25 protein-coding genes are annotated in these 23,655 nt (G+C 70.4%); 10 read left to right on the forward strand and 15 right to left on the reverse strand.

Annotated elements, in window-relative coordinates; all coding sequences use genetic code 11:
* Positions 1–23: 23 nt before the first annotated feature.
* The gene (locus CK206_RS19630; RefSeq protein ID WP_143337737.1) at positions 24–479 is read right to left on the reverse strand and encodes a hypothetical protein; all 456 of its coding nucleotides are present in this window, start codon (positions 477–479) and stop codon (positions 24–26) included.
* A 101-nt stretch (positions 480–580) separates the two neighbouring features.
* On the opposite strand from CK206_RS19630, the gene CK206_RS13190 reads away from it, so the two are divergent.
* The 3 genes from CK206_RS13190 (at position 581) to CK206_RS13200 (ending at position 4,036) form a co-directional block, all read left to right on the forward strand.
* On the forward strand, positions 581–1,093 hold the full coding sequence (locus CK206_RS13190) for a DUF4395 domain-containing protein (RefSeq protein ID WP_096906655.1): 513 nt from the start codon (positions 581–583) through the stop codon (positions 1,091–1,093).
* A 187-nt stretch (positions 1,094–1,280) separates the two neighbouring features.
* The gene (locus CK206_RS13195; RefSeq protein WP_069390026.1) at positions 1,281–1,832 is read left to right on the forward strand and encodes a hypothetical protein; all 552 of its coding nucleotides are present in this window, start codon (positions 1,281–1,283) and stop codon (positions 1,830–1,832) included.
* 155 nt (positions 1,833–1,987) lie between these two features.
* Positions 1,988–4,036 (forward strand): M13 family metallopeptidase, encoded by a 2,049-nt coding sequence (locus CK206_RS13200; RefSeq protein WP_096906656.1) that lies wholly within the window; start codon positions 1,988–1,990, stop codon positions 4,034–4,036.
* 6 nt (positions 4,037–4,042) lie between these two features.
* Here the strand turns inward: CK206_RS13200 and CK206_RS13205 are convergent, their stop codons facing one another.
* Positions 4,043–4,738, reverse strand: coding sequence for a Crp/Fnr family transcriptional regulator (locus tag CK206_RS13205; protein WP_067715997.1), 696 nt, complete (start codon positions 4,736–4,738; stop codon positions 4,043–4,045).
* Positions 4,739–4,859: 121 nt separating this feature from the next.
* Here CK206_RS13205 and ctaD point away from each other — a divergent pair, with 121 nt between their 5' ends.
* The 4 genes from ctaD to CK206_RS13225 all read left to right on the forward strand — a co-directional run bounded on the left by ctaD (position 4,860) and on the right by CK206_RS13225 (position 9,717).
* Positions 4,860–6,629 carry a cytochrome c oxidase subunit I gene (ctaD, locus tag CK206_RS13210; RefSeq protein ID WP_096906657.1) on the forward strand — a complete coding sequence of 590 codons (1,770 nt, stop codon included), beginning with the start codon at positions 4,860–4,862 and terminating at the stop codon, positions 6,627–6,629.
* A gap of 66 nt (positions 6,630–6,695) precedes the next feature.
* Entirely contained in the window at positions 6,696–7,772 is a 1,077-nt protein-coding gene (locus tag CK206_RS13215) for a diacylglycerol kinase (protein WP_096906658.1), read from the forward strand.
* Positions 7,769–8,740: a triacylglycerol lipase gene (locus CK206_RS13220; RefSeq protein ID WP_096906659.1), complete on the forward strand. Its 972-nt coding sequence runs from the start codon at positions 7,769–7,771 to the stop codon at positions 8,738–8,740. The genes CK206_RS13215 and CK206_RS13220 overlap by 4 nt, the downstream gene beginning before the upstream one ends.
* Positions 8,737–9,717, forward strand: a complete 981-nt coding sequence (locus tag CK206_RS13225) for a triacylglycerol lipase (protein ID WP_254050580.1) — start codon at positions 8,737–8,739, stop codon at positions 9,715–9,717. Before CK206_RS13220 ends, CK206_RS13225 begins: the two co-directional genes overlap by 4 nt.
* 14 nt (positions 9,718–9,731) lie before the next feature.
* On the opposite strand, the gene CK206_RS13230 is transcribed toward CK206_RS13225, so the two are convergent.
* The 7 genes from CK206_RS13230 to CK206_RS13260 all read right to left on the reverse strand — a co-directional run bounded on the left by CK206_RS13230 (position 9,732) and on the right by CK206_RS13260 (position 17,749).
* Positions 9,732–10,796 (reverse strand): ABC transporter ATP-binding protein, encoded by a 1,065-nt coding sequence (locus tag CK206_RS13230; protein ID WP_096906661.1) that lies wholly within the window; start codon positions 10,794–10,796, stop codon positions 9,732–9,734.
* Positions 10,797–10,946: 150 nt separating this feature from the next.
* The gene (locus CK206_RS13235) at positions 10,947–12,272 is read right to left on the reverse strand and encodes an ABC transporter substrate-binding protein (RefSeq protein ID WP_067717168.1); all 1,326 of its coding nucleotides are present in this window, start codon (positions 12,270–12,272) and stop codon (positions 10,947–10,949) included.
* A gap of 73 nt (positions 12,273–12,345) precedes the next feature.
* A complete protein-coding gene (locus CK206_RS13240; RefSeq protein WP_096906662.1) occupies positions 12,346–13,188 on the reverse strand; it encodes a carbohydrate ABC transporter permease in 843 nt (280 codons plus the stop codon).
* Positions 13,185–14,150, reverse strand: a complete 966-nt coding sequence (locus tag CK206_RS13245) for a carbohydrate ABC transporter permease (RefSeq protein WP_371606897.1) — start codon at positions 14,148–14,150, stop codon at positions 13,185–13,187. Before CK206_RS13245 ends, CK206_RS13240 begins: the two co-directional genes overlap by 4 nt.
* A 149-nt stretch (positions 14,151–14,299) precedes the next feature.
* The gene (locus tag CK206_RS13250) at positions 14,300–15,241 is read right to left on the reverse strand and encodes an Ig-like domain-containing protein (protein ID WP_096906663.1); all 942 of its coding nucleotides are present in this window, start codon (positions 15,239–15,241) and stop codon (positions 14,300–14,302) included.
* Positions 15,242–15,358: 117 nt separating this feature from the next.
* Entirely contained in the window at positions 15,359–16,276 is a 918-nt protein-coding gene (locus tag CK206_RS13255) for an Ig-like domain-containing protein (protein ID WP_096906664.1), read from the reverse strand.
* 552 nt (positions 16,277–16,828) lie between these two features.
* The gene (locus CK206_RS13260; RefSeq protein ID WP_096906665.1) at positions 16,829–17,749 is read right to left on the reverse strand and encodes a hypothetical protein; all 921 of its coding nucleotides are present in this window, start codon (positions 17,747–17,749) and stop codon (positions 16,829–16,831) included.
* A 99-nt stretch (positions 17,750–17,848) separates the two neighbouring features.
* Here CK206_RS13260 and CK206_RS13265 point away from each other — a divergent pair, with 99 nt between their 5' ends.
* A complete protein-coding gene (locus CK206_RS13265; RefSeq protein ID WP_159148153.1) occupies positions 17,849–18,376 on the forward strand; it encodes a DUF1990 family protein in 528 nt (175 codons plus the stop codon).
* On the opposite strand, the gene CK206_RS13270 is transcribed toward CK206_RS13265, so the two are convergent.
* On the reverse strand, positions 18,373–19,032 hold the full coding sequence (locus tag CK206_RS13270) for a TetR family transcriptional regulator (protein ID WP_096906667.1): 660 nt from the start codon (positions 19,030–19,032) through the stop codon (positions 18,373–18,375). The genes CK206_RS13265 and CK206_RS13270 overlap by 4 nt on opposite strands.
* Before the next feature lie 90 nt (positions 19,033–19,122).
* Between CK206_RS13270 and CK206_RS13275 the strand changes: the two genes are divergently transcribed.
* Positions 19,123–19,668: a DUF2020 domain-containing protein gene (locus tag CK206_RS13275; RefSeq protein WP_096906668.1), complete on the forward strand. Its 546-nt coding sequence runs from the start codon at positions 19,123–19,125 to the stop codon at positions 19,666–19,668.
* 34 nt (positions 19,669–19,702) lie between these two features.
* Here the strand turns inward: CK206_RS13275 and CK206_RS13280 are convergent, their stop codons facing one another.
* From CK206_RS13280 to CK206_RS13300, 5 genes are all read right to left on the reverse strand, one after another.
* On the reverse strand, positions 19,703–20,305 hold the full coding sequence (locus CK206_RS13280; protein WP_096907452.1) for a TetR/AcrR family transcriptional regulator: 603 nt from the start codon (positions 20,303–20,305) through the stop codon (positions 19,703–19,705).
* Between the two features lie 97 nt (positions 20,306–20,402).
* On the reverse strand, positions 20,403–20,675 hold the full coding sequence (locus CK206_RS13285; protein ID WP_096906669.1) for an antitoxin: 273 nt from the start codon (positions 20,673–20,675) through the stop codon (positions 20,403–20,405).
* A 101-nt stretch (positions 20,676–20,776) separates the two neighbouring features.
* Positions 20,777–21,055 (reverse strand): GlsB/YeaQ/YmgE family stress response membrane protein, encoded by a 279-nt coding sequence (locus CK206_RS13290; RefSeq protein ID WP_067717194.1) that lies wholly within the window; start codon positions 21,053–21,055, stop codon positions 20,777–20,779.
* Between the two features lie 159 nt (positions 21,056–21,214).
* Entirely contained in the window at positions 21,215–21,505 is a 291-nt protein-coding gene (locus CK206_RS13295; RefSeq protein ID WP_096906670.1) for a GNAT family N-acetyltransferase, read from the reverse strand.
* Positions 21,502–22,398, reverse strand: a complete 897-nt coding sequence (locus CK206_RS13300; RefSeq protein WP_096906671.1) for a universal stress protein — start codon at positions 22,396–22,398, stop codon at positions 21,502–21,504. The genes CK206_RS13295 and CK206_RS13300 overlap by 4 nt, the downstream gene beginning before the upstream one ends.
* 256 nt (positions 22,399–22,654) lie before the next feature.
* Here CK206_RS13300 and CK206_RS13305 point away from each other — a divergent pair, with 256 nt between their 5' ends.
* Positions 22,655–23,653: a pseudouridine synthase gene (locus tag CK206_RS13305; RefSeq protein WP_096907453.1), complete on the forward strand. Its 999-nt coding sequence runs from the start codon at positions 22,655–22,657 to the stop codon at positions 23,651–23,653.
* The last annotated feature ends 2 nt before the right edge of the window (positions 23,654–23,655 follow it).

Consider the following 23,655-nt stretch of genomic DNA (forward strand, 5'->3'; position numbering starts at 1 on the left):
CCGTCAGCGTAGAGGGGGCGCGATCAGGGGAGGTCGCAGAGTTGCCGGAACTGGTCCCACTCGGCCTCGAGTGCAGCCGGGGAGACGGTCGGCTGCACTGCGATGCCCGACAGACGACTCGCCACCGCGGACAGGGCGTTGTCGGTAACCCCGTCGGAAAGGCGGCGGACCTCGGCGGAGACGGCCTCGCGGTCGGTGTCGGCGCCGTGGACGAGTCGGTGGACGGGTTCGGTCAGCGTCCCGCAGCCCGGGGTGGCCTCCGGCCCGGGCGTCGGGGGCGGCGACGTCGCGGTGGGGGCCGCCGCCCCCGGGGATGAGGTGGCCGTCGCGATGGTCGAGGTGGCCGTGGCCTGGACGGCGGGGTCCGCGGTCCCGGGGGTCTGGTCTCCGACGCTGACCTGGCCGCACCCGGACACCGCCAGCGCGAGGGACGCGGCCGCCGCGGCGACGGTGCCTGCCGCTGCTCTACCGGGGATCATGGGCCGACACTAGCGGCATCTGGGATTCCGCGGGGCGCGGGCGTACTCTGGTCCGCGAGGTAGACCGATCGGTCTATCGAAGTGTGTGAGGAGCGAGAACTGTGAGTCTGCGAGAAGCGTTCGCCTTCCCCGAGATCGTCAACGACTACGCCGCGCGGTGCACCGCCGCCCTCGTGGTGACGCTCGCGGTGATCACCCTCCTCGCTCCCGAGCCCGCCCGGACATGGCTGGCGGGAGCGCTGGTGGTGGGTTTCGTGCTCCGGGTTGCCGGCGGCCCGCGGTACTCGCCGTTCGGTCGCCTGTCGGTTCACGTGCTCGCGCCGCGGGTCAGCGACGAGCCCAAGATGGTCGCCGGCGCGCCCAAGCGATTCGCCCAGACGATCGGCCTGGTGATGTCCTCGATCGCGTTCGGACTGTTCCTCGCCGGGTTCGCGGTGGCGGGCAGCGTCGTGCTCGGTGTGCTGGTCGCCGCCGCGCTCGCCGAGGCCGCGCTCGGCTTCTGCCTGGGCTGCTGGATGTACGGGCAACTCCAGCGGGTCGGCATCGTCTCGGAGGACGCGTGCGTGGACTGCGCGGACATCTGGGCGCGGCCCGGGATGACGGCCCGCAATTAAGGGGCGGCCCGGGAGGACCTCCCGGCTACGCGCCCGCGATGGTCCATTCACGCAGCCCAACCCCTCGATGAGTGTGCAATCGGGCAGCGTAGGCCAGCGAGGACGTGGAGCCGGGGCCGCTTGTGGTGGCGGTGTGAGCGGTCTTGATCGCGGACGACCTGTCGTGGTGCCGCGATACTGTGGACCCATGAGTACTCCCGCTGACGGCAACGCCTCCGACCGGCCCGACGACCCGTTCGGCGGTCGGGCGAACGAGCAGTGGCCCGGTCACGACGGTGGTCAGCAGTACGGGGCCGGCGGCTACGGCGGTCAGCAGTACGGGAGCCCGCAGTACGGAACCCCGCCGTACGGGAGCCCGCAGGGCGGCGGTCAGTTCGACCCGGGTCAGTACGGCGCGCAGCCCTTCTACGGCGCCGAGTACGCCTACGGGGCGCAGCAGCCGTACGGGATGCAGTCCTATGGTCAGCGGTACGGGATGCAGTCCTACGGTCAGTTCCCGCCGGCGGCCCGCAAGGACCCGGCGCTGATGCTGGTGGCGTCCCTCCTCGTGCCCGGCCTGGGGACGATGCTGGTCGGCCGGGCCGGTAGGGGTGTGGGCATCCTCGCCGGCTACCTCGTGGGTGCTCTGCTCTCGGTCATCCTCATCGGACTGCCCATCATGTTCGGGTTCTGGATCTGGGGGATGGTCGACGCCTACCAGGGCGCCAAGGATCACAACGCCCGCCACGGCCTGCCCTGACCCGCGTCCGGCAGCCGCGCGCGGCATCCACGACCACCGGCCCGCCTCACCGGTTCGGCGCATCCCGTCGGCCCGCCTCGTCGTCGTCACGGAGGTGGCGACCTCCGACGTCGTGCCGACCGCCCACCCCGCGACCACTTACGTAACCTGTCTACATGACCGCGACCGAGATCCCCACCACCGACGCGCCCCGTCCCTCGGGCCTCGACCTGCAGTACGTCGATCCGGACGTCCGGCCCCAGGACGACCTCTACCAGCACGTCAACGGCACCTGGATCCGTGAGCACGTGATCCCCGCCGACCGGCCGATCGACGGGGCGTTCCTCGCCCTGCGCGACCTGTCCGAGGAGCGGGTGCGCGACATCATCACCGACGCCCCGGTCGACTCGCAGATCGGCGCCTTCTACGCCTCCTTCATGGACACCGGCGCCGTCGAGGCCGCCGGCGTGGCCGCGCTCGCGCCCGATCTGGCCGAGATCGACGGTGCGACCGACGCCGACTCGCTCGCGCTGGCCATGGCGCGCCTGGAGAAGGTGGGCGTCGGCGGCCTGATCGGCGCCTACGTCAACAACGACGCCAAGAACTCGAGCGAGTACATCCTCTACCTGGTGCAGTACGGCATCGGGCTGCCGGACGAGTCCTTCTATCGTGAGGACCAGTACGCCGAGATGCGCGAGCAGTACACCGACCACATCGCCCGGATGCTCGACCTCGCCGGGCTGGTCGACGACGTGGACGGGGAGACCGGGGCCCGCCGGACCGCCGAGCGGATCGTCGCGCTGGAGACCCGCATCGCCGCCGCCCACTGGGACGTGGTGGCCCGTCGCGACGCGGACAAGACCTACAACCCCGTCACCTGGGACGAGTTGCCGCAGCAGGCCCCCGGCTTCCCCTGGCATGAGTGGGCCCGCGAGCTCGGCGGCACCGAGGAGACGTTCGGCCGGCTCGTCGCGATGCAGCCCGACTTCCTCACCGCCGTGGCCGACCTGTGGGCCTCCGAGCCGCTGGAGACCTGGAAGCAGTGGCTGCGCTGGCGGACGGTCTCCGCGCGCGCGCCGTTCCTGACCTCGGACCTGGTGGACGAGAACTTCCGCTTCTACGGCACCGTCATGTCCGGCACCGAGGAGAACAAGGCCCGCTGGAAGCGTGGTGTCGGTGCGGTCGAGGCCGCCCTCGGCGAGGAGGTCGGCAAGGAGTACGTGGCCCGGCACTTCCCGCCCGGCCACAAGGCGCGCATGGTCGAGCTGGTGGAGAACCTCACCGAGGCCTACCGCTACTCCATCAGCCGTCTGCCGTGGATGACCCCGGCCACCCGCGAGCGGGCGCTGGCCAAGCTCGAGGCGTTCGTGCCCAAGATCGGCTACCCCGACAAGTGGCGCGACTACTCGGCGCTCGAGGTCCGCGCCGACGACCTGCTCGGCAACGTGCGCCGCTCCGCCGAGTTCGAGCACCACTACGAGCTGGGCAAGCTCGGCGGCCCGGTCGACCGCGGTGAGTGGCACATGACGCCGCAGACGGTCAACGCCTACTACAACCCGGTGATGAACGAGATCGTCTTCCCGGCCGCCATCCTGCAGCCGCCGTTCTTCGACGCCGACGCCGACGACGCCGCCAACTACGGGGCGATCGGTGCCGTGATCGGGCACGAGATCGGTCACGGGTTCGACGACCAGGGAGCGAAGTACGACGGCGACGGCAACCTGGTCGACTGGTGGACCGACGACGATCGCGAGGCGTTCGGAACCCGCGTGGAGGCGCTGATCGCCCAGTACGAAGGCCTCACCCCCGACGGCCTGGACGCCACGAAGGACCACGTCAACGGGGCCTTCACGGTGGGGGAGAACATCGGCGACCTGGGCGGTCTCACCATCGCGCTGCTGGCCTACCGGCTGGCACAGGGTTCGAACGAGCAGGGTTCGAACGAGCAGAGCACCGACGGCGAACCCGCCGAGGGCACCGAGGTGGGCCCGGAGATCGACGGGATGACCGGCATCCAGCGGCTCATCACCTCGTGGGCGATCGTGTGGCGGACCAAGACCCGCGCCGAGGAGGCCGGCCGCCGGCTCGCCGTGGACCCGCACTCCCCGCCGGAGTTCCGCTGCAACCAGGTGGTCCGCAACCTCGACGATTTCCACGCCGCCTTCGACGTGACCGAGGACGACGGCCTGTGGCTCGCCCCCGAGGAGCGCGTCAGCATCTGGTGAGGGTGCTCAGGCGCCGGTGAGTCGGCGGTGGTCGAGGTCGAACTCCCGCCGCGCGACCCTCTCGACGGCCCCCGAGGCGATGAGGTCGTGTAGTCGACGGCTCAGCGTCTCCGGGGTCGTTCCCAGGTGCGTGGCGAGGTCGGACTGGGACAGTGGCAGTCGCACCCGGATCCGCCCGTCCTGGCGGGGCGACCCGGGTAACGACACGAGGTAGGCGGACAGTCGCGTGAGCACGTCCTCCGAGGTGATCGACGCCAGGTGCTGTTCGCTCTCGACCACCTTCCACGCCAGTTCGCGGGTGATCGAGTCGTTGAGCACCGGGCACGCGGCGGCCGCTGACCGGAGCGCGCCGTGCGAGACGCTGGTCAGCGTGGTGGCCTCCGCGGCGACGACGGTGTGACGGGCAGGGCAGCCCAGTGCGAACTCCACCAGGCCGAGATGGCTCCCGGGGCCGAGGACCCGGACGTGACGCTGGTGCCCGGACCGGTCCTCCCTGACGACATGGAGGGCCCCGGCCGTGATCACCACCAGGCGGCCCACCGGTTCCCCGGTCACCTGCACCACCGCGCCTGGCCTCGCCGTACTCGTCCGCGACGAGGCGGCCAGGGCGGCCCCGCACCGGGGTGGCAGCGAGGCGAACAGGACCGAGCCCGCGAACAGCGCGGACCCGGTGACTCCGGAATCGTCCCCGTGCGCGGTCATGTCACCAGTGTGGCCCTGTGGGGCGCCCACGTGTGCATTTCCTCACACCGAGTTGACCTAGATCAATGCGGTTCCGAGGCTCCCGGCCTAGTTTCGGATGAACGAACGACAGGGGAGCGATATGTCGGAGACTCTTGTACCGCCCACGCGCCCGACGCGTGAGCTCGACCACCCGCCGGGTGAACCCACGGGTGATGCCCGGCCGGGCTCGTTCGTGTGGAAGATGCTGACGACGACCGACCACAAGTTGCTCGGCATCATGTACATCGTCACCTGCTTTATCTTCTTCTTCGCCGGCGGCCTCATGGCGCTGCTCATCCGGGCGGAGCTCTTCCTCCCGGGTATGCAGTTCCTGTCGAATGAGCAGTTCAACCAGCTGTTCACCATGCACGGCACGGTGATGCTGCTGCTCTACGGAACCCCGATCGTCGTCGGGTTCGCGAACTACATCATTCCGCTGCAGATCGGCGCCCCCGACGTGGCGTTCCCGCGCCTCAACGCGTTCGGCTTCTGGCTGTTCGCCGCGGGCGGCACGATCATGCTCTCCGGCTTCCTGACCCCCGGTGGCGCGGCGTCCTTCGGCTGGACCATGTACATGCCGCTGGCGGACAAGATCCACTCGCCGAACGTCGGCGCGGACCTCTGGATCCTCGGCGTCGGCATCGGCGGCATCGGCACGATCCTCGGTGCCGTCAACTTCGTCACCACCATCATCTGCCTGCGCGCACCGGGTATGACCATGTTCCGGATGCCGATCTTCACGTGGAACATCCTCGTGGCGTCGGTCCTCATCCTCCTGATCTTCCCGCTGCTCACCGCGGCCGCACTCGGCGTCTTCTACGACCGGCAGTTCGGCGGGCGCATCTACGATCCGGGCAACGGTGGCGCCATCCTGTGGCAGCACCTGTTCTGGTTCTTCGGTCACCCCGAGGTGTACGTCCTCGCGCTGCCGTTCTTCGGCATCGTCTCCGAGGTCTTCCCGGTCTTCTCTCGCAAGCCGCTGTTCGGCTACGCCGGCCTGGTCTTCGCGACCCTCGCGATCGCCGCACTGTCGACGGCCGTGTGGGCGCACCACATGTACGTCACCGGCGCGGTGCTGCTGCCGTTCTTCTCCTTCATGACGTTCCTCATCGCGGTCCCGACCGGCGTGAAGTTCTTCAACTGGATCGGCACGATGTGGCGCGGCAAGATGACCTTCGAGACGCCGATGCTGTTCGCCCTCGGCTTCATCATCACCTTCCTCTTCGGCGGTCTGACCGGCGTGATGATGGCCTCGGCGCCGATCGACTTCCACATCTCGGACACGTACTTCATCGTGGCGCACTTCCACTACACGCTCTTCGGCACCATCGTGTTCGCCACGTTCGCCGGCGTGTACTTCTGGTTCCCCAAGATGACGGGCCGGATGTACGACGAGCGGCTCGGCAAGATCCACTTCTGGTTGATCTTCATCGGTTTCCACACGACGTTCCTGGTGCAGCACTGGCTGGGCAACCAGGGCATGCCGCGCCGGTACGCCGACTACCTGGATTCGGACAACTTCACGGTCCTCAACCAGATCTCCACGGTCGGTTCGTTCATCCTCGGCATCGCGATGCTGCCGTTCATCTGGAACATCATCAAGAGCTGGCGCTACGGGGAGATCGTCACGGTCGACGACCCGTGGGGCGCGGGCAACTCCCTCGAGTGGGCGACCTCGTGCCCGCCGCCGCGCCACAACTTCGTGACGCTGCCCCGGATCCGCTCCGAGCGCCCCGCGTTCGAGCTGCACTACCCGCACATGAGCGAGCGGATGCGGGCGGAGGCCCACGTCGGGGGCCGTCGCAAGGCCCGGGACCCGGACACCGCGAAGGACGTCGGGGAGCGCGGGACCTCGCCCTACAGGAGCTGAACACCGAGGGCCGGATGCGTGGAAGCGGCAACCCCCGGGTCGGGGCGACGGATAGTGTCGGTGCCCATGACGATCCGGGTAGTGGAATGGTCGACGGGGTATCTGGGCCGGATGGCAGTCGAGGCGATCGCCGCCCGGCCCGAGCTGGAACTGGTGGGCCTGTACGTCTCCGACCCGGCCAAGGTCGGCGTGGACGCCGGGCGACTCGCCGGGGTGGACCGCGACCTGGGTATCGCGTCCACCGATGACACTGACGCGCTGCTCGCGCTGGACCCGGACGCGGTGGTCTACACCGCCGAGACCGAGACGCGGTTCGTGGACGCGATCTCCGACTTCTGCCGCTTCCTGCGCGCCGGTATCGACGTGGTGGCCTCCGGTCCGGTGCTGCTGCAGTACCCGCACGGCACCCTGCCCGAGGAGATGATCTCCGAGCTCGCCGCCGCCGGACGTGAAGGCGGCGCCACACTGCACGTCAACGGCATCGACCCCGGCTTCGCCAACGACGTCCTGCCGCTGGCCATGACGAGCCTGTCCCGGCGGATCGACCACATCCGCATGGGCGAGATCGCCGACTACTCCGTGTACCACCAGGGCGAGACCATGCGGCGACTGTTCGGCTTCGGCGGATCCATGGACACGCTGCCGCCACTGCTGCGTCCGGGGATGCTGGCGGCGGGCTGGGGATCGGTGGTCCGCCAGCTCGCGGCCGCCCTCGACGTCACCCTGGACGAACCGCTGGTGGAGCGCCATGAGCGACTGCCCGCGGACCGCGACCTGACCCTGCTGGCGTGCGAGGTCCCGGCGGGGACGCAGGCGGCGCTGCGGTTCGAGGTGGTGGGGCAGGTCGACGGCGAGGACCGCATCGTCCTCGAGCACGTCACCCGCACCGCCCACGACCAGGCCCCCGACTGGCCGCGACCCGACCACGGCGACGGCTGCTACCGCATCGAGATCGCCGGCGAGCCCGCGATGCGGGTGGAGTTCGGCCACCACGCCGAGCGCGGCGACCACAACGTCTCCGGCATGCTCGTCACCGCGATGCGACTGGTCAACTCGGTGGAGGCGGTCGTGGCGGCGGCGCCGGGACTCGTGTACGCGAAGGACCTCCCGCTGATCACCGGGCGTGGCTTAATGAGCACATGAGAACCCTGCGGGCCGCCCTGGCCGTCACCGCCGCCGCCCTCCTCGCGGTGACGGGCGCGGGCGCCGCGAACGCCACCGACCCGTCGACGCGGGCACCGCTGCCGGTGCCGTACTCGTTCTTCACCGGGGCCGCCCAGGCACTCACCGCCCCGGGGGCGGAGCTGCCCGGGGCCAACGACTGGTCCTGCCGCCCCACCGCCGACAAGCCGCGCCCGGTCGTGTTGGTCCACGGCACCTCGGGCGGCGCGGTCACCAACTGGGCCACCTACGGGCCACTCCTGCACAACGAGGGCTACTGCGTCTACACGCTCACCTACGGGGCGTTGCCCGGCCAGCCGTGGCCGGTCAGTCTCCTGGGCGGCCTGTCGGACATCACGGAGGTCTCGGTGCCGCAGGTCGGCGAGTTCGTCGACCGCGTCCTCGCCTCGACCGGTGCCGAGCAGGTCGACCTCGTCGGGCACTCGCAGGGGACGCTCGTCTCCGGCCTGGTCGCCAAGGTCGGCCGGCCCGGCAAGGTGAACACCGTCGCCTCGATAGCCCCGCTGTGGCACGGCTCCCGCGGGACCGGGTCCGGGGCGATCGGGACCGCCCTGGCCAGCGGGGACCGCGGACGTGCGGTCGAGATCGCTCCGTCCCTCGGCCAGATGGCCGCCGGGTCGGAGACGCTCGAACTCCTGTGGTCGGGTGGCACCCCCTATGCGCCGGGCGTGACCTACCTCAACCTCGTGACCCGGTACGACCAGCTGGTCCGGCCGTACACCTCCGGTGTGGTCGAGGGCCCGCGGGCCACCAACATCACCATCCAGGACGGGTGTGAGCAGAACCGGGCCGAGCACCTGGCCATCGCCTCGGATCCCCGGACCGCGGACTTCGTGCTCAACGCCCTCGACCCCGCCGACCCGCGTGAACCGCGGTGTGAGGCGGTCGCCCCCTACCTGGGACCGATTCCCACGCCGCCGGGATCGTGAACCGGACCGGGATCGCGGGACTGCTCGCGGCGGCAGCCCTCGTCGTCGTCGCCCCCGGCCCCGCGGCTCCCGCGCCCACGGCGGCGGCCGCTCCCACCCCCACCACGGACCAGGTCCCGTGGCGCTGGTGGGACGGCGCGGCGTATCAACTCACCCACGGCCTGGCCGATCCGCCCGGCATCAACCGGGACGACTGCCGGCCGACCGCGCAGCGCCCCGCGCCGGTGATCCTCGTGCACGGCACCGGGCTCAACGGCGGGAACTCGTGGGCCACCCTCGGTGCCGCACTGGCCGCCGAGGGCTACTGCGTGTGGGCCCCCACCGTGGGCGCGCCACCCGGACCCGGCGGCGCCCCGGGGTCTGTGGGCGGCGTCGACTCGCTCACCGGCGCCTCGGCGCCTCAGCTCGCCGCCGAGATCGACCGGGTGCGTGCGCTCACCGGGGCCGCCGAGGTGGACCTGGTGGGGCACTCGCAGGGCGCGATCATCGCCTCCTACGTCACCGCGACCGCCCGGGCCGACGCCGTGCGCACCGTCGTCACGCTGGGCGCCGATCCCGCCCGGTCCGGCGACGGGCCACCCGAGTTCGTCACCGATCTGCTCGGCGTGCTGTCGCCCGACACCGCGCGGCAGGACGCCGAGGCGACGCTCGCGTGGCTGGGCGAGGAGGGCGTCCCGTTCGCGCGCGGGGTGCGGTACGTGGCGGTGTCCTCGGACTACGACGAACTCACCGGGCCGGTGGTGGCGCCGGAGGTGCCGGACTTCGTGGACCTGGACGTGGTGCGGCTGCAGGACGGCTGCGAGGTCGACCGCTCGGGGCACCTGACCGTGCTGGCGTCGCCTCGAGCGGTGGACCTGGTGATCGACGCCCTCGGCGGGCCGCGGGGCCCGGGTGGTGTCGAGCCGGCCGGCCCGCCGCCGCGCTGCGTTCCCGCGGATCAGCTGCTGGGCGTGCTCGCGCCCGTTCCGCCCCGGTGACCAGGCGCGCCGGATCAGTTCAAGCGGAGGCCGGTCTCGGGGTCGAACGCGTGGACCTCGGAGTCGACGTGCCGGACGCGGAGGCGCTCGCCGACCGCGGTCCCGTGTGCCCGGTCCAGGCGCACGGCGATCCGGTCGCCGGCGTCGGTGTGGCCGTACGCGAAGGACTCCGCGCCCAGCTCCTCGACCAGGTCCACCACCAGATCCAGGCCGGGTTCGTCCTCGCCCACAACCCGCAGTGACTCCGGTCGGGCACCGAGGGTGACGCGGTCGCGGCCCTCGAGTGAGGCGGGGATGGCCACCTCGGCGTCACCGACGTGGGCCCGGGAGCCCTCGACCGCCACCTCGAGGAGGTTCATGGCCGGCGTGCCGATGAAGCCGGCGACGAACGCGTTGACCGGCCGGTCATACAGCTCGCGGGGGGCCGCGACCTGTTGGAGGACGCCGTCTCTGAGCACCGCGACGCGCGTACCCATCGTCATGGCCTCGACCTGGTCGTGGGTGACGTACACCGTGGTCACGCCCAGCCGTCGTTGCAGCCCGGCGATCTCCCCGCGGGTGGAGACCCGCAGCTTGGCGTCGAGGTTCGACAGTGGCTCGTCCATACAGAACACCTTGGGCCGACGCACGATCGCCCGACCCATGGCGACCCGCTGGCGCTGGCCGCCGGACAGTTGGGAGGGTTTGCGGTGGAGGAGGGGATCCAGCTGCAGGATCCGCGCGGCCTCCTCGACCTGCTTGCGGGTGTCGGACTTGTTGACGCCGGCGTTGCGCAGTGCGAACCCCATGTTCTGGGCGACCGTCATGTTGGGATACAGCGCGTAGTTCTGGAACACCATGGCCACGTCGCGGTCGCGGGGAGCGACGCCGGACACGTCGAGCTCGTCGACGAACACGCGGCCGGCGTCGACGGGTTCCAGACCTGCGAGCATCCTCAGGCTGGTGGACTTGCCGCAGCCGGAGGGGCCGACCAGGACGAGGAACTCGCCGTCGGTGATGTCGATGTCGAGGGCGTCGACGGCGGGCGCCGATCCCTTGTCGAACCGGCGGGTCGCGTGGTCGAAGCGGACGGTGGCCATCGGGTGGGGTGCTCCTCGTGCGTGAATGTTCGGGGGAGGTGACGCGGCTGTGGGGTCAGGGGTGGGGCCGGGGCCGCCGAACGACGCCGACGCCGGGGCCGGATACGAGGTGCCCGGCCCCGGGCGTAGGCGATCGCCGGCGGTGACCGGTCAGCCGTTGAGCTTCGGCTGGATCTGGGTCTCGATGATCTGCGCGGTCTCGTCCTGCACCTGCTGCATGGTCTCGCGGATGTCGGCGCCACCGAGGACACGGTCGAACGCGCCACCGATGCGCCTACCACCGTTGGGTACCAGGACACGGGCGTTGTCCTGAGGCCGGGTGTGCGCGAGCTGGTCGATCGCGGTGACCGCCTGCGGGGTCTCGGACAGGTAGGCCTTGATCTCCTGCGCCTCGCGGGCGGACTTACGGACCGGCATGTACCCGGTTCCCTGCGCGAAGGTCGCCGTCGACTGCGTGTTGGTGAGGAAGTCGATGAACTTCATGGCGTTGAGCTTGCGCTCGTCGGAGATACCGGCCGGGATCGCGACGCCCGCGCCGCCGGTCGGGCAGGAGTTCTTCTCGGCCGCCCCGGGCAGGAAGGCCGTGCCGAACTCGAAACCGGCGTTGGTCTTGGCGGTGGCGAGCGAGCCGGTGGAGGCCAGTGCACACGCGGCGAGACCGGAACCGAACTCGACGATCGAGTCGGCGGAGACCACCAGGAAACCGACGTCGTCGAGCTTCTTGATGTACTCCATGCCGCGAATGGTGCCGTCGTCGGTGAAGGTCGGGGTCCAGTCGCGGGAGAAGGCGCCGTCGAAGTCCCAGATGATGTTCTGCCCGGTCCAGTCCATGTAGTTGGAGCCGTCGTACATCGCGATGGCGTGCTTGCCGTCCCCGATGGCGTCCTGTAGGCGGGGTGCCCACTCCGCGAACTCGGTCCAGTTCTCCGGGCCGCGGTCGGGCAGCCCGGCGGCCCGCCACACCTCCTTGTTGTAGTAGAACAGCGGCGTCGACCGCGCGAAGGGCACGCCGAAGTTGTCGCCCTCGAGGACGTAGTCGCCCAGCAGGGCGTCGACGTAGTCAGCGGTATCGACGCCGGCCTCGGTGAACAGGTCGTTCAGCGGGGTGATCTGCCGGTTGAGCGCGAAGTTGAACCAGGTGACGTCGGAGACCACGACGACGTCGGGCAGCTCGCCGCCGGTGAGTGCCGCGTTGAACTTCTGGGCGACCTCCTCGTAGTTCTTCCCGCCGTCGACGAGGTTGACCTTGAGGCCCGGATTCTCCGACTCGAACGCCGCGATGATGTCGGTCTCGAGTGACTTGGAGTCACCGGGGTGGTTGGACCAGAACGTGATGGTGCCGGTGTCGCCGCCGGAGGCGGTTCCGCCCGACTCACCGGATGTGTCGCCGCCCGCGCCCGCGCAGGCGGTGAGGGTGGTGGCGGCCGCGGTGGCGCCGAGGACGCCGAGGAATCCGCGACGGTTCATGGGGTTCATTCGTGTCGGACCTTTCGTTGCTGCCGGACCGGTTCGGCCCGACGGGATTGGAGGTGGGATCGCGCGGAGTGGGTCATCCCTTCACCGCGCCGGAGGTCAGGCCCTTGATCATGTGGCGCTGGAGGATGAGGAACACGACGAGGATCGGGGTGATGGTGAGCACCGTGGCGGCCATGACCATCGGCCAGTCGGTGTAACCGCCGTCGGTGTTGACGAGGCGGGCCAGCCCGACCTGGAGCGGGGCGACGCGGTCGTCGGAGGCGATGAGGAATGGCCAGAGGTACTCGTTCCACTCGTTGACCACGGTGATGAGCGCGAAGGCGACCAGGGTGGGCCAACTCATCGGCAGTACGACCCGGAACAGCAGCTTGAGGTGCCCGCACCCGTCCATGCGCGCGGCCTCGATGATCTCGTACGGCAGGGTCAGGAAGTGGTTGCGCATGAGGAAGGTGCCGAACGCGACCCCCGCCAGCGGGATGATGATGCCCTGGAAGGTGTTGATCCACCCGAGCTGCGCCACCAGTGCGTAGTTGGAGATCACCGTGATCTGGTTGGGCACCATCAGGGCCGCGAGCACGACCATGAACAGGACGGACCGGCCTGGGAAGCGAAGGAAGACGAACGCGTAGGCGCTGAGGACCCCCAACGTGATCTTCACGATGCTGAGCAGGCCGGTGATGACCACCGAGTTGGTGAAGTACCGGAGAAACGGGACCTCGGAGAGCACCTGCGGGTACGCGTCACCGGTCAGCGGGGAAGGCCACCACACCGGCGGCTGGACGTAGACCTGGTTGTCCGGTTTGAGGGAGGTGACGACCACCCAGAACAGCGGGAGGCCGATGACCAGCAGGACGAGGATCATCACCGCGTACCCGATGATCATGGTCGGCGTGGAGCCTGCGCGGATAGTGCTCATCGGGCGTTCCTGTCCATGACGCGGACCTGTAGGTAGGTGATGACCAGCAGGATGAGGAACATGATCGTCGCGACCGTGGCTCCGTAGCCGGCCCGGAAGTTCTGGAAGGTCTCCTGATAGACCTGGAAGACCATGGTCGTGGTGGCGTTGCCCTGGGGCCCACCGCGGGTCATCACGTAGATGATGTCGAAGACCTGGAGCGAGTTGAGCATCACGGTGATCGACAAGAAGAACGTCGTGGGGCGCAGCATGGGCAGTGTCACCGAGCGGAAGGTGGTCCACCGGCCGGCGCCGTCGATCTCGGCGGCCTCGTAGAGCTCTGCGGGTTTGGCTTGGAGCGCCGCCAGATAGATGACGAACGAGTAGCCCAGGTTCTTCCAGATGTAGGTGATGGTGATCATCGCCAGCGCCCAGTCGGGGTCCTGGTAGAAGTCCGGCACCGGGAGTCCGACCATTGTGAGCAGTGCCGAGACCATGCCGAACCGGGGATCGAAGATGAACTGGAACGCCACGCCGATGGCAGCCCCGGCGATGACGAACGGCGCGAACACCGCCGAGCGCACGATGCCGCGACCGATGAGCTGCTGGTCGAGCAGCAGGGCCAGGGCCAGCCCGAGCACCATGGACCCCACGACGGCCGAGACGGTGAACACGCCGGTGTTTCGCAGGATCAGCCAGCTGTCGTCCCGCCCGAACCACTCGACATAGTTGGCGGCTCCCACGAACGTCGAGGTGGGGGAGGAGATGTTCCAGTCGAAGAAGCTCAGCCGGAAGTTGTCCAGCAACGGCCGGTAGGTGAACACGCCGAGCAGTGCCAGGTTGGGCAACACCAGAGCGACGAAGAGCGCCTTCTCGCGGAACAGTCCGCCCGCCCGGGCCCGGCGCCGGGCCGGGCCGCGCTCGGCGAGGTCAGGGGGAGCGGTCGCCGGGTGCCCGTCGACCGGGGAGGACAGAGTCTGCACGCTGTGCAGCCTGGCCGGGAGAGGTGAACGGGTCCTTTCCGGACGATTGACCGCCGGTGGCCCGGCGAGGTCTAACCGGTACAGGTGTTGAAAAGCATGATGTCCCCACGCTTCTCATTCCGGACGGCCGGGCCGCCGGCGAGCGGGCGTCAGTAGTTCCAGTCGCCCTGGCCGTCGAACGCGCCGAACGGGCGGCCGGGCCCGTTCTTGACGATGAACGGGTCGCCGTTGCGGCTGGTGTCGTAGTACCAGCGGGCGTCGGCGGGGCTGACGTTGATGCAGCCGTGGGAGACGTTGCGGACACCCTGGTCGGCGACCGACCACGGTGCGGAGTGGATGTAGATGCCGTCGTAGGAGAGCCGGACGGCGTCGTTGATGATCGAGTTGTACCCGCCGTCCTCGATGCGCAGACCGAACGTCTCCGAGTTCATGCGGACCTCACGGCCGCGCTGGCCGGTGTAGTAGGTGCCGTTGTAGGTCTCCCAGCCGGGCCGTCCGGCGGAGGCTCGCATGGTGCGGATGTGCTGGCCGTTGCGGGTGACGGTGACGAGCTTGGTGCGGTCGTCGAACACGGCGATCACGGCGTCGCCGGTCCGGAACGACTGCTGACGCTTGCCACCGGCCCACACGGTCACGGAGGTGTTGACCGGCCAGAACTCGTGGGGCCGCCAGCGCACCTCGCGGTCGTTCACCCAGTAGAACTTGCCCGGGACCGCCGGCTCGGTGCGGATGCCGATCGTGGCCTCGGCCCGCGCCCGGTCGCGGATGGGGCGGTCGAAGAAGAACATGACCGGCTGTGCCACGCCCACGATCTCGTTCGGGGTGGGGAAGATGTCGACGTTGCCGTACTCGGGTGTCGGCCGCGCGGGCCCGATGACCGGGTAGGTCAGTACGGGCATCGCGGCGACGCCCGGGATGGCCGGCGTGTACAGGGGCGCGTTCTCGAGCTGCGGCACCCCGGGAGGGCTCAGCGGCATGACGGACTGGGCCTCGGCGGTCGGGGCGGTGCCCGCGCCGACCGACACCCCCATGAGGAGCGCGATCGCGGCGAGGACCGCGGCGGCCACCGAGGGGCGGGAGGAACGGGTCATGTGAGGGGCTCCTGAGGACGGCGAGGGATTCTCTAAGCGTTACGACAGACTTCTACCCGGATATATCGTGCGTCACAACCGAAGTGTTTCGGAGCGGCGGCCCGCGGCCGCCCGCGGTCAGTAGTTCCAGTCGCCCTGACCGTCGAACGCGCCGAACGGTCGGCCGGGGCCGCCGGTGACGATGAACGGGTCGCCATTGCGGGTGTTGTCGAAGTACCAGGCCGCGTCCTCGGGGCTGACGTTGATGCAGCCGTGCGAGACATTCCGGACACCCTGGTCGGCGACCGACCACGGCGCCGAGTGGATGAAGATGCCGTCGTAGCTCAGCCGCACGCCGTTCTCCACGATCGTGTCGTACCCGCCGGCGGTCCGGGACAGTCCCCAGGTCTCCGAGTCCATGCGCACCTCGCGGGCCCGCCAGCCGTTGTAGTAGACGCCGTTGTGGGTGGCGTAGGCGTCGCGGCCGGCGGAAGCCTTCATGGTGCGCACCACCTGGCCGTTGCGGGTGACGGTGACGGTGTGGGTGGCGTCGTCATAGGTCGAGATCACCGCGTCGCCGGTGCGGAAGACGGTCTCACGCCCTCCGGCCCACACGGTGACGGAGGTGCCCGCGGGCCAGAACTCGTGTGGTCGCCAGCGCAGTTCCGAGTCGCCGACCCAGTAGAACTTGCCGTCCACGGCGGGCGCCGTGCGGATTCCCACCGACGCCTCGGCGCGGGCACGGTCGGCGACGGGCTGGTCGAACCGGATCATCACCGGTTGCGCGACGCCCACCGTCTCGCCCGAGGTGGGATAGACGGAGGCCACCCCGGTTTCCGCCGTGGTCCGTCCCACGGCGGGGACGGGCATGGTGAGCACGCCGGTCGATCCGCCGACCGCGGGCAGTGGTGCGGACTCGAGTCCGAGCGCGCCGACCGAGCCGGTGGATCCGGTGGGACCGAGGAGTGACTGCGCGGAGGCGGCGGGGGAGAGGCCGACGACGACGAGGCAGGCCGTGGCCAGAAGCGTTGCGAAGGACCGGGTGCGGCGAGACATCGTTCTCCTCGGAAGCGGGCACCGCGGCGGGCGGCGACAGCGGGGGTCGCGTGAGGGCGGACAGCCAACCCCACGCGTCACATAAGTAACATCAGTAACAGTACATATCAGGTGCCCGGCCTGTACATCTCCGAGGTCGGGCGGGGATCACGGTGGGTGCCCGCTCCGCGGGGGACGCGCACCGACCCGGCCGGGCACCTTTCCACCGTTCGTTGGTATCGCCGCGGGGAGAACTGCTGGTAGATCCATGCGGGGGCCGTAGTTGAGCGGAAGTCAACGGAGAATCGCCTGATCATGGGCTTGACCGAACAGCAGGTGCAACATAGGGTCATCTCAGTCACCGCCGAGGGGTGGGTGGCGAAGTGAAGTGGTTGCTGAGGGGCTGCGACTTCACGTAACGAGGGGCCGGTCTTCCCGACCGGGGCACCTGGGGGGTGCCGACCCGCAGCCGAGAGGCAGCGTGGAGGCCGGATCGTACGCGATCTGCCAGATGGAGGGACGGCGTCGGATGCTGAGGGGCTCCGGCGCCGTTCCCGTCATTTCAGCCCACTTCTAGCCGACGATCTCCCGTGCCACGCGGTGCAGCCCGGCCAGCGCGACCGCCTCGGTCTGCGGTGATCTGGGCGTCTCGGGCCTGAGCATGGTGATGTGCCACAGTTCGTCGCCGGAGACCAGGATCGTGTGCACCTCGACGCCGCCGCCGGTGGGCGCCGCCACGCAGTCGATGTACAACGTGGCGGGCCGTGGGCCGACCGCGGCGGGTGCCCCGGGCTCGCCCGGGGCCGTCAGGCCGGCCTCCGCGGCACCCGGTCCGCGGATCTCCGAGCAGGCGTACCTGGCGCCCAGCAGTGTGGCCTGACCCGCGAGCGCGGCCTGGGCATCGTCGCGGGGCGTGACGACCCCGGCGGCAACGGTGTCGGGGACGACGTCCGGATCGAAGGCCGGCGGGGTGGTCGTCGCCGTGGTCGCCGAGGTCGTCATCGACGCGTCGGTCGTGGCCCCCGCAGCCGTGGTCTCCGCACCTTCCGTGTCCGCCGATCCCGTATCCGGGACCTCGGCGGCGTCGGTAGCGGCGTCGGTGCCCGTCGCGTCGGCGTCGGTCGTGCTGGTGCCCGCCAGTCCGGCTTCGTACCTCTCGGGTGACCCCGGGCCGCCGTAGGTGCACAGCAGCCCCAGGTCGCCGGAACCGGTCGGGGCGACCTCCGGCATGTCGGCACCGGTGAGGTCGATGATCTCCTCGGTGGTCAGGTCGAGGAGCTCGCAGGCGTTGAGTCGTTCCTCGGGCGCGGGCCGACCCTCGACCATCTCGGCGGCGACGTCGTGCCGGGGATTCGGGGTGAGTCTCGGCGGGCCCGCGTCACCCGAACCGGGGCCGGTGGCAGTGCATCCGGCGACAGTCACCGTGGCCGCCAGGGCGACGAACCCTCCGGCGAGACGGCGTCCGCGCGCCGGACGGGGTCGCTGCGATCGCATGGCCCGATCCTACGGGTCGGCCCCACGGCCATGGCCCCGACGTCCGGCGTTCACCGCGCGTGCGCGGCCCGCTCATCTCGCTCGGCGACACTGCCGGGTGTGGAAGCGAGACGCGGGCGGGACGCGCAGCCGCTGCCGGGGCCCGCACTCGGCTACCGGCGTTCGGACCTGCACGAACACGGGAGACCTCCCGGGGGGTGGAGGGAGGTCATCGCCCACGCCGTGCTCGGCGAGGGCGTCGCCCTGTTCGACGGGGCCGCGGACGATCTGCTGAGTCTGGCCGCCCACGCCCGTGCGGGGATCAGGACGGCCCCGGCGGATCCGCCCCTGGCATCGGACCTCGTCGTGCTCGACGGGCCGATGCGTGGCCCCTGCCGACTTGTCGACCTGATCGACGAGTCGCTCCGGCAGGGCGTCGTCGTCGGCACCCTCGAGGGCAACACCGCGGTGGCCGAGCACCGCTGCCACATCGACCTGCACCCCGGGACGGACGAGGTCACCGTCACCGTCCGGACGGTGTGGCGGCCGCGCACCTTCTCGGTGCTGCCCGGTGCCGCGGGCCGCGAGGCGCGCGCCTACCAACGCATGGGCGACCGCCTGGTCCGGACGCTCGGCGGCGCTTTCTAACCAGGCACGGCGCCGTCGGGGGCAGCCGGGCCTCTGGCGACGTCGGTCGGCTCGGTCACCGAGCCTCGGATCGCATCGAACGATTCCCGGATGCGGTACTCGAGCAGGGAACCCGGCTCGTCGGTGCGCCACCGTTCTACGGCGATGCGGAGGATCGCGATCGACGCGGCCGCCACCGTCGCGGCCTCCACCGAGTCCGGTTCCCGCCCCTCCCGGCGCGCCACCAGGGCCGCCAGCTCCTTCTCGTTGCACGCCAGGATCTCGTAGACCTGGGTCCGGACGCTCGCCTCCCTGCGCCACATGTCGTGGAATCGGTCGAAGGCCCGGCTCTGTCGCCGTGCGTTGGACACCTGGTGCCACATGAGCCGTGAAAGGGCGGTCATGGTGGACACGCTGCGGTCGGTGAGGAACTCCCTCACCGCGTCACGACCGGCGGGGGGCGTGTCGGGGATGCACGCGGCGGCCTTGGACGGGAAGTAGTTGAAGAACGTCCGCCGCGACACGTTGGCGGCTCGGGCGATCTCGTCGACCGTCACCGCGTCGAGTCCCCGCTCGATCACCAGATCGACCGCGGCGGCGGAGATCGCACCGCGCAGGTCGCGGCGGCGGTCCTCCGCGCGGTCGGCGCCCGCAGCGATGCTCGTGGAGTCGCCCATCTGCCACCTCCCGGTGCCGTCGCCGTGTCGGCGGTCAGCCGCACCGCCACGGTCAACAGTACTGACCGACCCGGCATCTATCCTGGCGGTATGCGCAAACCCGCCTCCCCAGCCCTCGTCGCGGTGTCCGCGGTCCTGCTCGGTGCCCTCGCCGGGTGCGGCGGCTCCGAGCCGGCCCCGGAGATGGGCACCATCCGGACCGCCCCTCCCGAGACGACCGAGCCGGAACTGCCGCCGGTCGAACCGGTCGCGGATGCCGAGTGCCCGTACCTGTCCGCCGACGAGGTCACACGACTCAGCGGCCAGCCGGTCACCGACGTGCGGATCGACGACGGCGTGGAGCCCGCGGCCTGCTTCTTCTACGACTCAGACGGCGAGGTGCAGCTCACGACCACCGTGTATTCGGTCGCGTCCCCGGAGCGGGCGGCGGAGCTGGTGGAGGAGTCGGCGCCCTCCGACGAGGCCGAACCCTCACAGGCGGAGGGAGGCTGGAGCGGTGGCCGTACGGTGGGCCTGGGCGGTGCGCTGGTGGTCCTGTCCCGCGACGCCCGGGTGCTGGCCGTGCAGTCCACGCAGGACGACCCGACGACGGCCCAGCGGATTGCCGAGCTCACCGCACCGCGGGTGGCCGGCTGACCCATCGCTCAGTGGGGATCAAGTGCAGTGGGGATCACGTCGGGTCGGTGACCATCCCCAGGATGAGCTCGGCCATGCTGCGGGCGGTCATCGCGGTGGTCCGGACCTCACCGAGCATCGCGGCGGTCACCGAGCCGTCGTGGAGGAGCGCCAACCGGTCGGCCAGGTCGGTGATGTTGTCCGGGTCCTCGAGGCCCATGCCGGCGAGCTCGGAGCGCAGGGTCTCGGCGACCCACTGCCGCTGATCGGCCACGGCGGCGCGGATCGCGCGCTCGCCGTCCGTCGCCGGGCTGGGGAACTCGATCGCCGCCGCGAGGTGGCAGGACCCGGGCATGGCGGGCTCGACCTGTTCGCGGACGATGTCGAACAGCGCCAGGATGCGGCCCCGGGCATCCGGGGCGACGTCGGCGCGGCGCCGCCACAGGTCACGGTCCCGTTCGGCGACCGACCGCAGGTAGGCCACGACGAGCTCGTCCTTGGACCCGTAGGTGTTGTACAGGCTGGCCTTGGCCACCCCGGCCTCCCGCAGGATCCGGTCGATCCCGACCGCACGGATCCCGTCGGTGGAGAACAGACGGGTCGCCGTCGCCAGGAGCCGCTCCCGCGGCCCGGGCTTGGTCGACCGTGTGCTCGTCACGGGGTACACACTATCGGCAGTGACCGCCGACACCACGGGGCCGGTGCCGCGCGCGGCGGACACCGGCCCCATCGCCTGACGGTGCGGTCGATGACGGTCAGGCCGGGGGTCGGCCGTCGGCCGGCGGGCGGCTGTGCTGCGACGGATCCGGGTCCGGGGTCGGCGTGCCGTCCGGGGCGTCCGGGACCTCGGGCGCGTCCGCGGTGCGTCCGGTGAGGAACTCGCCGGCCTTCTGCTGGGCGGTGTCGACGTGCTGGGCGTGCTTGCCGCCGGTGCGCTTGTCGAACGCGTCGCCCGCCTTCTCAAGCGCCGACTCCACCTTGCCCGGGTTCTTGCGGGCGAGGTCCTTGGCCTTGTCGAACAGTCCCATGACGGGCTCCTTCTACTCGGGATGGTGTACACGAACGGCCCGGCCCTCGTCGGGGCCGGGCCGTCTGGTTGCTGCGGTGTCTCTGGCGTCTCGCGCCCGGGTCAGACCCTGGTGCGTCCGCGCCCCTTGACGGCGGAGACGATGAAGATGACGAGGATCGCGCCGATGATCGCCGCGACGAAGCCCCAGATGGAGAATGCCTCCGGCATGCCACCGCCACCGGTGACGAGCGAGACGAGGAGGCCGACGATGAAGGCGCCGATCACGCCGGCGAGAACGTTGGCGACGAGGCCCATCTGTGCGTTCTTGCCCATGATCATGGAGGCGATCCAGCCAGCGAGGCCACCGACGATGATCCAGGAGATGATGCTCCACAACATTGTGGTTGTCCTTTCCCGAGAGTCGTACTCGGCCCGGAACGGGCCGCTCTCTCAGGAGAACACGACACCGACACGAAAGCTTCCGGTAGGGCGCACGGTGGCGTTAAACGTCGCTCACTCGTTACCGGTCCGTGTCCGCCGGGCCACCCGCCCGCGGCCTCAGGCGATCTCCGCGGACTCCGGGTGCTTCTGGATGTATCCCGCGACGAACGAACACGACGGACGCACCCGCAGTCCCTCCTCCCGGGTCACCTGCAGCGCCTCACCGACCAGCGTCCCGGCGAGACCGCGCCCACCGAATTCGGACGCGACCACCGTGTGGGGGAACTCCCGGACGCCGTCCGTGCCGTCGGAATAGTCGGCGAAACCCGCCACCACGTCGTCCACGAGGATCTCGAATCGCCCGGCGGCGGTGTCACGCCGAACCTGAACGTTGTCCTCGCTGCTCATGAGTGCGATTCCGGGCGGACGACCATCACCGGGCACGGGGCCGCCTGCAGGAGCGCCCGGGAGGTGGAGCCGAGGACCATGCCCGTGAACCCGCCCCGCCCGTGGGAGCCGACGACGACGAGCTGGGCGTTCTCGGCCTGCTCGACGAGTGCCCGGACCGCGCGATCGCGCGTGACGAACCGCTGCACCTCGACGTCGGGGTACCGGTCCGAGAATCCCGCCAGCCGCTCCGACAGCGTCTGGAGCTGCTGCTCTTCGAGTTCCTTCCAGTCATCCTCTGTGAGGGAGATGCCGGCCGCCGCGGCCTGCACCTGCGGATCCATCCAGGTGTGCACGGCGACGAGGGGGGCGGACCGCGCGGAGGCCTCGGCGAACGCCCACTCGGTGGCCTTGGCGCTGACCTCGGAGCCGTCGATCCCCACGACGACCGGGCCGCTGCGGTTCAGGTCGTCCGTGTCCTCCCGGGTCACCACGACCGGGCAGAACGCGTGGCTGGCCACCGCCGCCGACACCGAGCCGAGCACCATGCCCTTGATCCCGCCCAGGCCGCGGGAACCCAGGACGATGAGCTTGGCCTTGCGCGAGTAGTCGATGAGCACCTGCGCGGGGTTGCCCTCGACGATCGCGTGCGACACCTCGATGCCGGGCGCCACCTTGGCCGCGGTCTCACGGGCCTTCTCGATGATGGGCGTGCACTCCCGCTCCAGCTCGTCGTAGACGGGCTGCGGAGGGATCATCCCCTCGGCGAACATCGCGGCCGGCATCGTGTAGCTGGTCACGAGGAGCAGCGGGACGCGGCGGGTGGCGGCGGTGTTGGCGGCGTACGCGACCGCACCGGTGGAGGCGGCGGAGCCGTCGACGCCGACGACAACGGTGTTCTCGAGGGAAGCCATGACCCCGACCCTACCGCCGGGATACGACACCGGATCGCGGTTTGGGAGTGGGCCGTCTAGAGCTGGTCCGGAAACGGGGCGTTGGCCGGGTAGGCCATGTTGAAACTCCCCTGGAACGCCGGGAGGACGACGCGGCCCGGGCCGAAGAGGAAGAAGTCGACGACGACGTCGATCATGGGCGCTCCCGAGTGTTCAGAGTGGTGCGAGGGACAGATGGTGCTCGAGTGAGTGTAGCCCACCGACTAGGCTCGTGGACGTGTCCAGTTCGAGACGCCGTGGGCGGCCCCTCCCGCTGCGGAACGGTGTCGACCCGGTCCGGATCCGGCTGGCCGACCCCGGACAGGGGCCCCGCAGCATCCCCGAGGAGCTGCGCCGACGCTTCCCCGACCGGCTCGCCGAGCTCACCGTGGCCCTCGAGGCGGGGCAGGTCGTCACCGCCGACGGGGCACCGGTCACCGCCGCCACCCGGCGGCACCGGGGGATGGATGTGTGGATGTACCGGACGCCGGAGCCGGAGATCCCGGTCCCGTTTGAGGTCGAGGTCCTGCACGCGGACGACCGCCTCGTCGTCGTCGACAAACCCCACTACCTCGCCACGACCCCCCGCGCGGGGCACGTCACCGAGACCGCACTCGTCCGGCTCCGGCGCGATCTCGCGCTGGACGACCTCGCGCCCGCCCACCGCCTCGACCGGCTCACCGCCGGCGTCCTGGTCTTCACCGTCGATCCCGTGCACCGCGGCGCCTACCAGGAACTCTTCGCCGCCCGCCGGGTCACCAAGACCTACCTGGCGGTCGCGACCGCCCCCGACGGGGTTCCCGCCGAACGGCAGCGGTCCAGCCGGATCGTCAAGACCCGCGGCGTCCTGCAGGCGGCCGAGGTCGACGGCGAGCCCGACGCCCACACCCGCATCACCCTCCTGGGCACCCGGGGGGACGGGGCCGGGCGGATCGGGCTCTACCGGCTGGAACCCACCACCGGCCGCACCCACCAGCTGCGCGTGCACATGAACGCCCTCGGGACCCCGATACTCGGCGACGACCTCTACCCCCGTGTGCTCGACGTTGCCCCCGGCGACTTCTCGACACCACTGCAGTTGCTGGCCGAGTCGATCGCCTTCACCGACCCCGTCTCCGGTGAGAATCGCGAGTTCGCCACCCGGCGGACCCTCGACGCCTGGACCCGTGAGCAGGATCAGGGTGGACACCCGGGCAATCCCCCATCGGCTTCCGCTCCGAATTCCTGCAAGCTTTAGAT

Origin of the sequence: Dietzia sp. WMMA184 (assembly GCF_002441635.1) — a bacterium.
Classification (GTDB): Bacteria; Actinomycetota; Actinomycetes; order Mycobacteriales; family Mycobacteriaceae; genus Dietzia; species Dietzia kunjamensis.

Bases quoted from the DNA above. Each gene is read 5' to 3' on its own strand.
- CK206_RS19630 (WP_143337737.1), bottom strand. From the start codon at position 479: ATGATCCCCGGTAGAGCAGCGGCAGGCACCGTCGCCGCGGCGGCCGCG.
- CK206_RS13195 (WP_069390026.1), top strand. From the start codon at position 1,281: ATGAGTACTCCCGCTGACGGCAACGCCTCCGACCGGCCCGACGACCCG.
- CK206_RS13200 (WP_096906656.1), top strand. From the start codon at position 1,988: ATGACCGCGACCGAGATCCCCACCACCGACGCGCCCCGTCCCTCGGGC.
- CK206_RS13205 (WP_067715997.1), bottom strand. From the start codon at position 4,738: ATGACCGCGCACGGGGACGATTCCGGAGTCACCGGGTCCGCGCTGTTC.
- ctaD (WP_096906657.1), top strand. From the start codon at position 4,860: ATGTCGGAGACTCTTGTACCGCCCACGCGCCCGACGCGTGAGCTCGAC.
- CK206_RS13215 (WP_096906658.1), top strand. From the start codon at position 6,696: ATGACGATCCGGGTAGTGGAATGGTCGACGGGGTATCTGGGCCGGATG.
- CK206_RS13220 (WP_096906659.1), top strand. From the start codon at position 7,769: ATGAGAACCCTGCGGGCCGCCCTGGCCGTCACCGCCGCCGCCCTCCTC.
- CK206_RS13230 (WP_096906661.1), bottom strand. From the start codon at position 10,796: ATGGCCACCGTCCGCTTCGACCACGCGACCCGCCGGTTCGACAAGGGA.
- CK206_RS13235 (WP_067717168.1), bottom strand. From the start codon at position 12,272: ATGAACCCCATGAACCGTCGCGGATTCCTCGGCGTCCTCGGCGCCACC.
- CK206_RS13240 (WP_096906662.1), bottom strand. From the start codon at position 13,188: ATGAGCACTATCCGCGCAGGCTCCACGCCGACCATGATCATCGGGTAC.
- CK206_RS13250 (WP_096906663.1), bottom strand. From the start codon at position 15,241: ATGACCCGTTCCTCCCGCCCCTCGGTGGCCGCCGCGGTCCTCGCCGCG.
- CK206_RS13255 (WP_096906664.1), bottom strand. From the start codon at position 16,276: ATGTCTCGCCGCACCCGGTCCTTCGCAACGCTTCTGGCCACGGCCTGC.
- CK206_RS13260 (WP_096906665.1), bottom strand. From the start codon at position 17,749: ATGCGATCGCAGCGACCCCGTCCGGCGCGCGGACGCCGTCTCGCCGGA.
- CK206_RS13270 (WP_096906667.1), bottom strand. From the start codon at position 19,032: ATGGGCGACTCCACGAGCATCGCTGCGGGCGCCGACCGCGCGGAGGAC.
- CK206_RS13275 (WP_096906668.1), top strand. From the start codon at position 19,123: ATGCGCAAACCCGCCTCCCCAGCCCTCGTCGCGGTGTCCGCGGTCCTG.
- CK206_RS13285 (WP_096906669.1), bottom strand. From the start codon at position 20,675: ATGGGACTGTTCGACAAGGCCAAGGACCTCGCCCGCAAGAACCCGGGC.
- CK206_RS13290 (WP_067717194.1), bottom strand. From the start codon at position 21,055: ATGTTGTGGAGCATCATCTCCTGGATCATCGTCGGTGGCCTCGCTGGC.
- CK206_RS13295 (WP_096906670.1), bottom strand. From the start codon at position 21,505: ATGAGCAGCGAGGACAACGTTCAGGTTCGGCGTGACACCGCCGCCGGG.
- CK206_RS13300 (WP_096906671.1), bottom strand. From the start codon at position 22,398: ATGGCTTCCCTCGAGAACACCGTTGTCGTCGGCGTCGACGGCTCCGCC.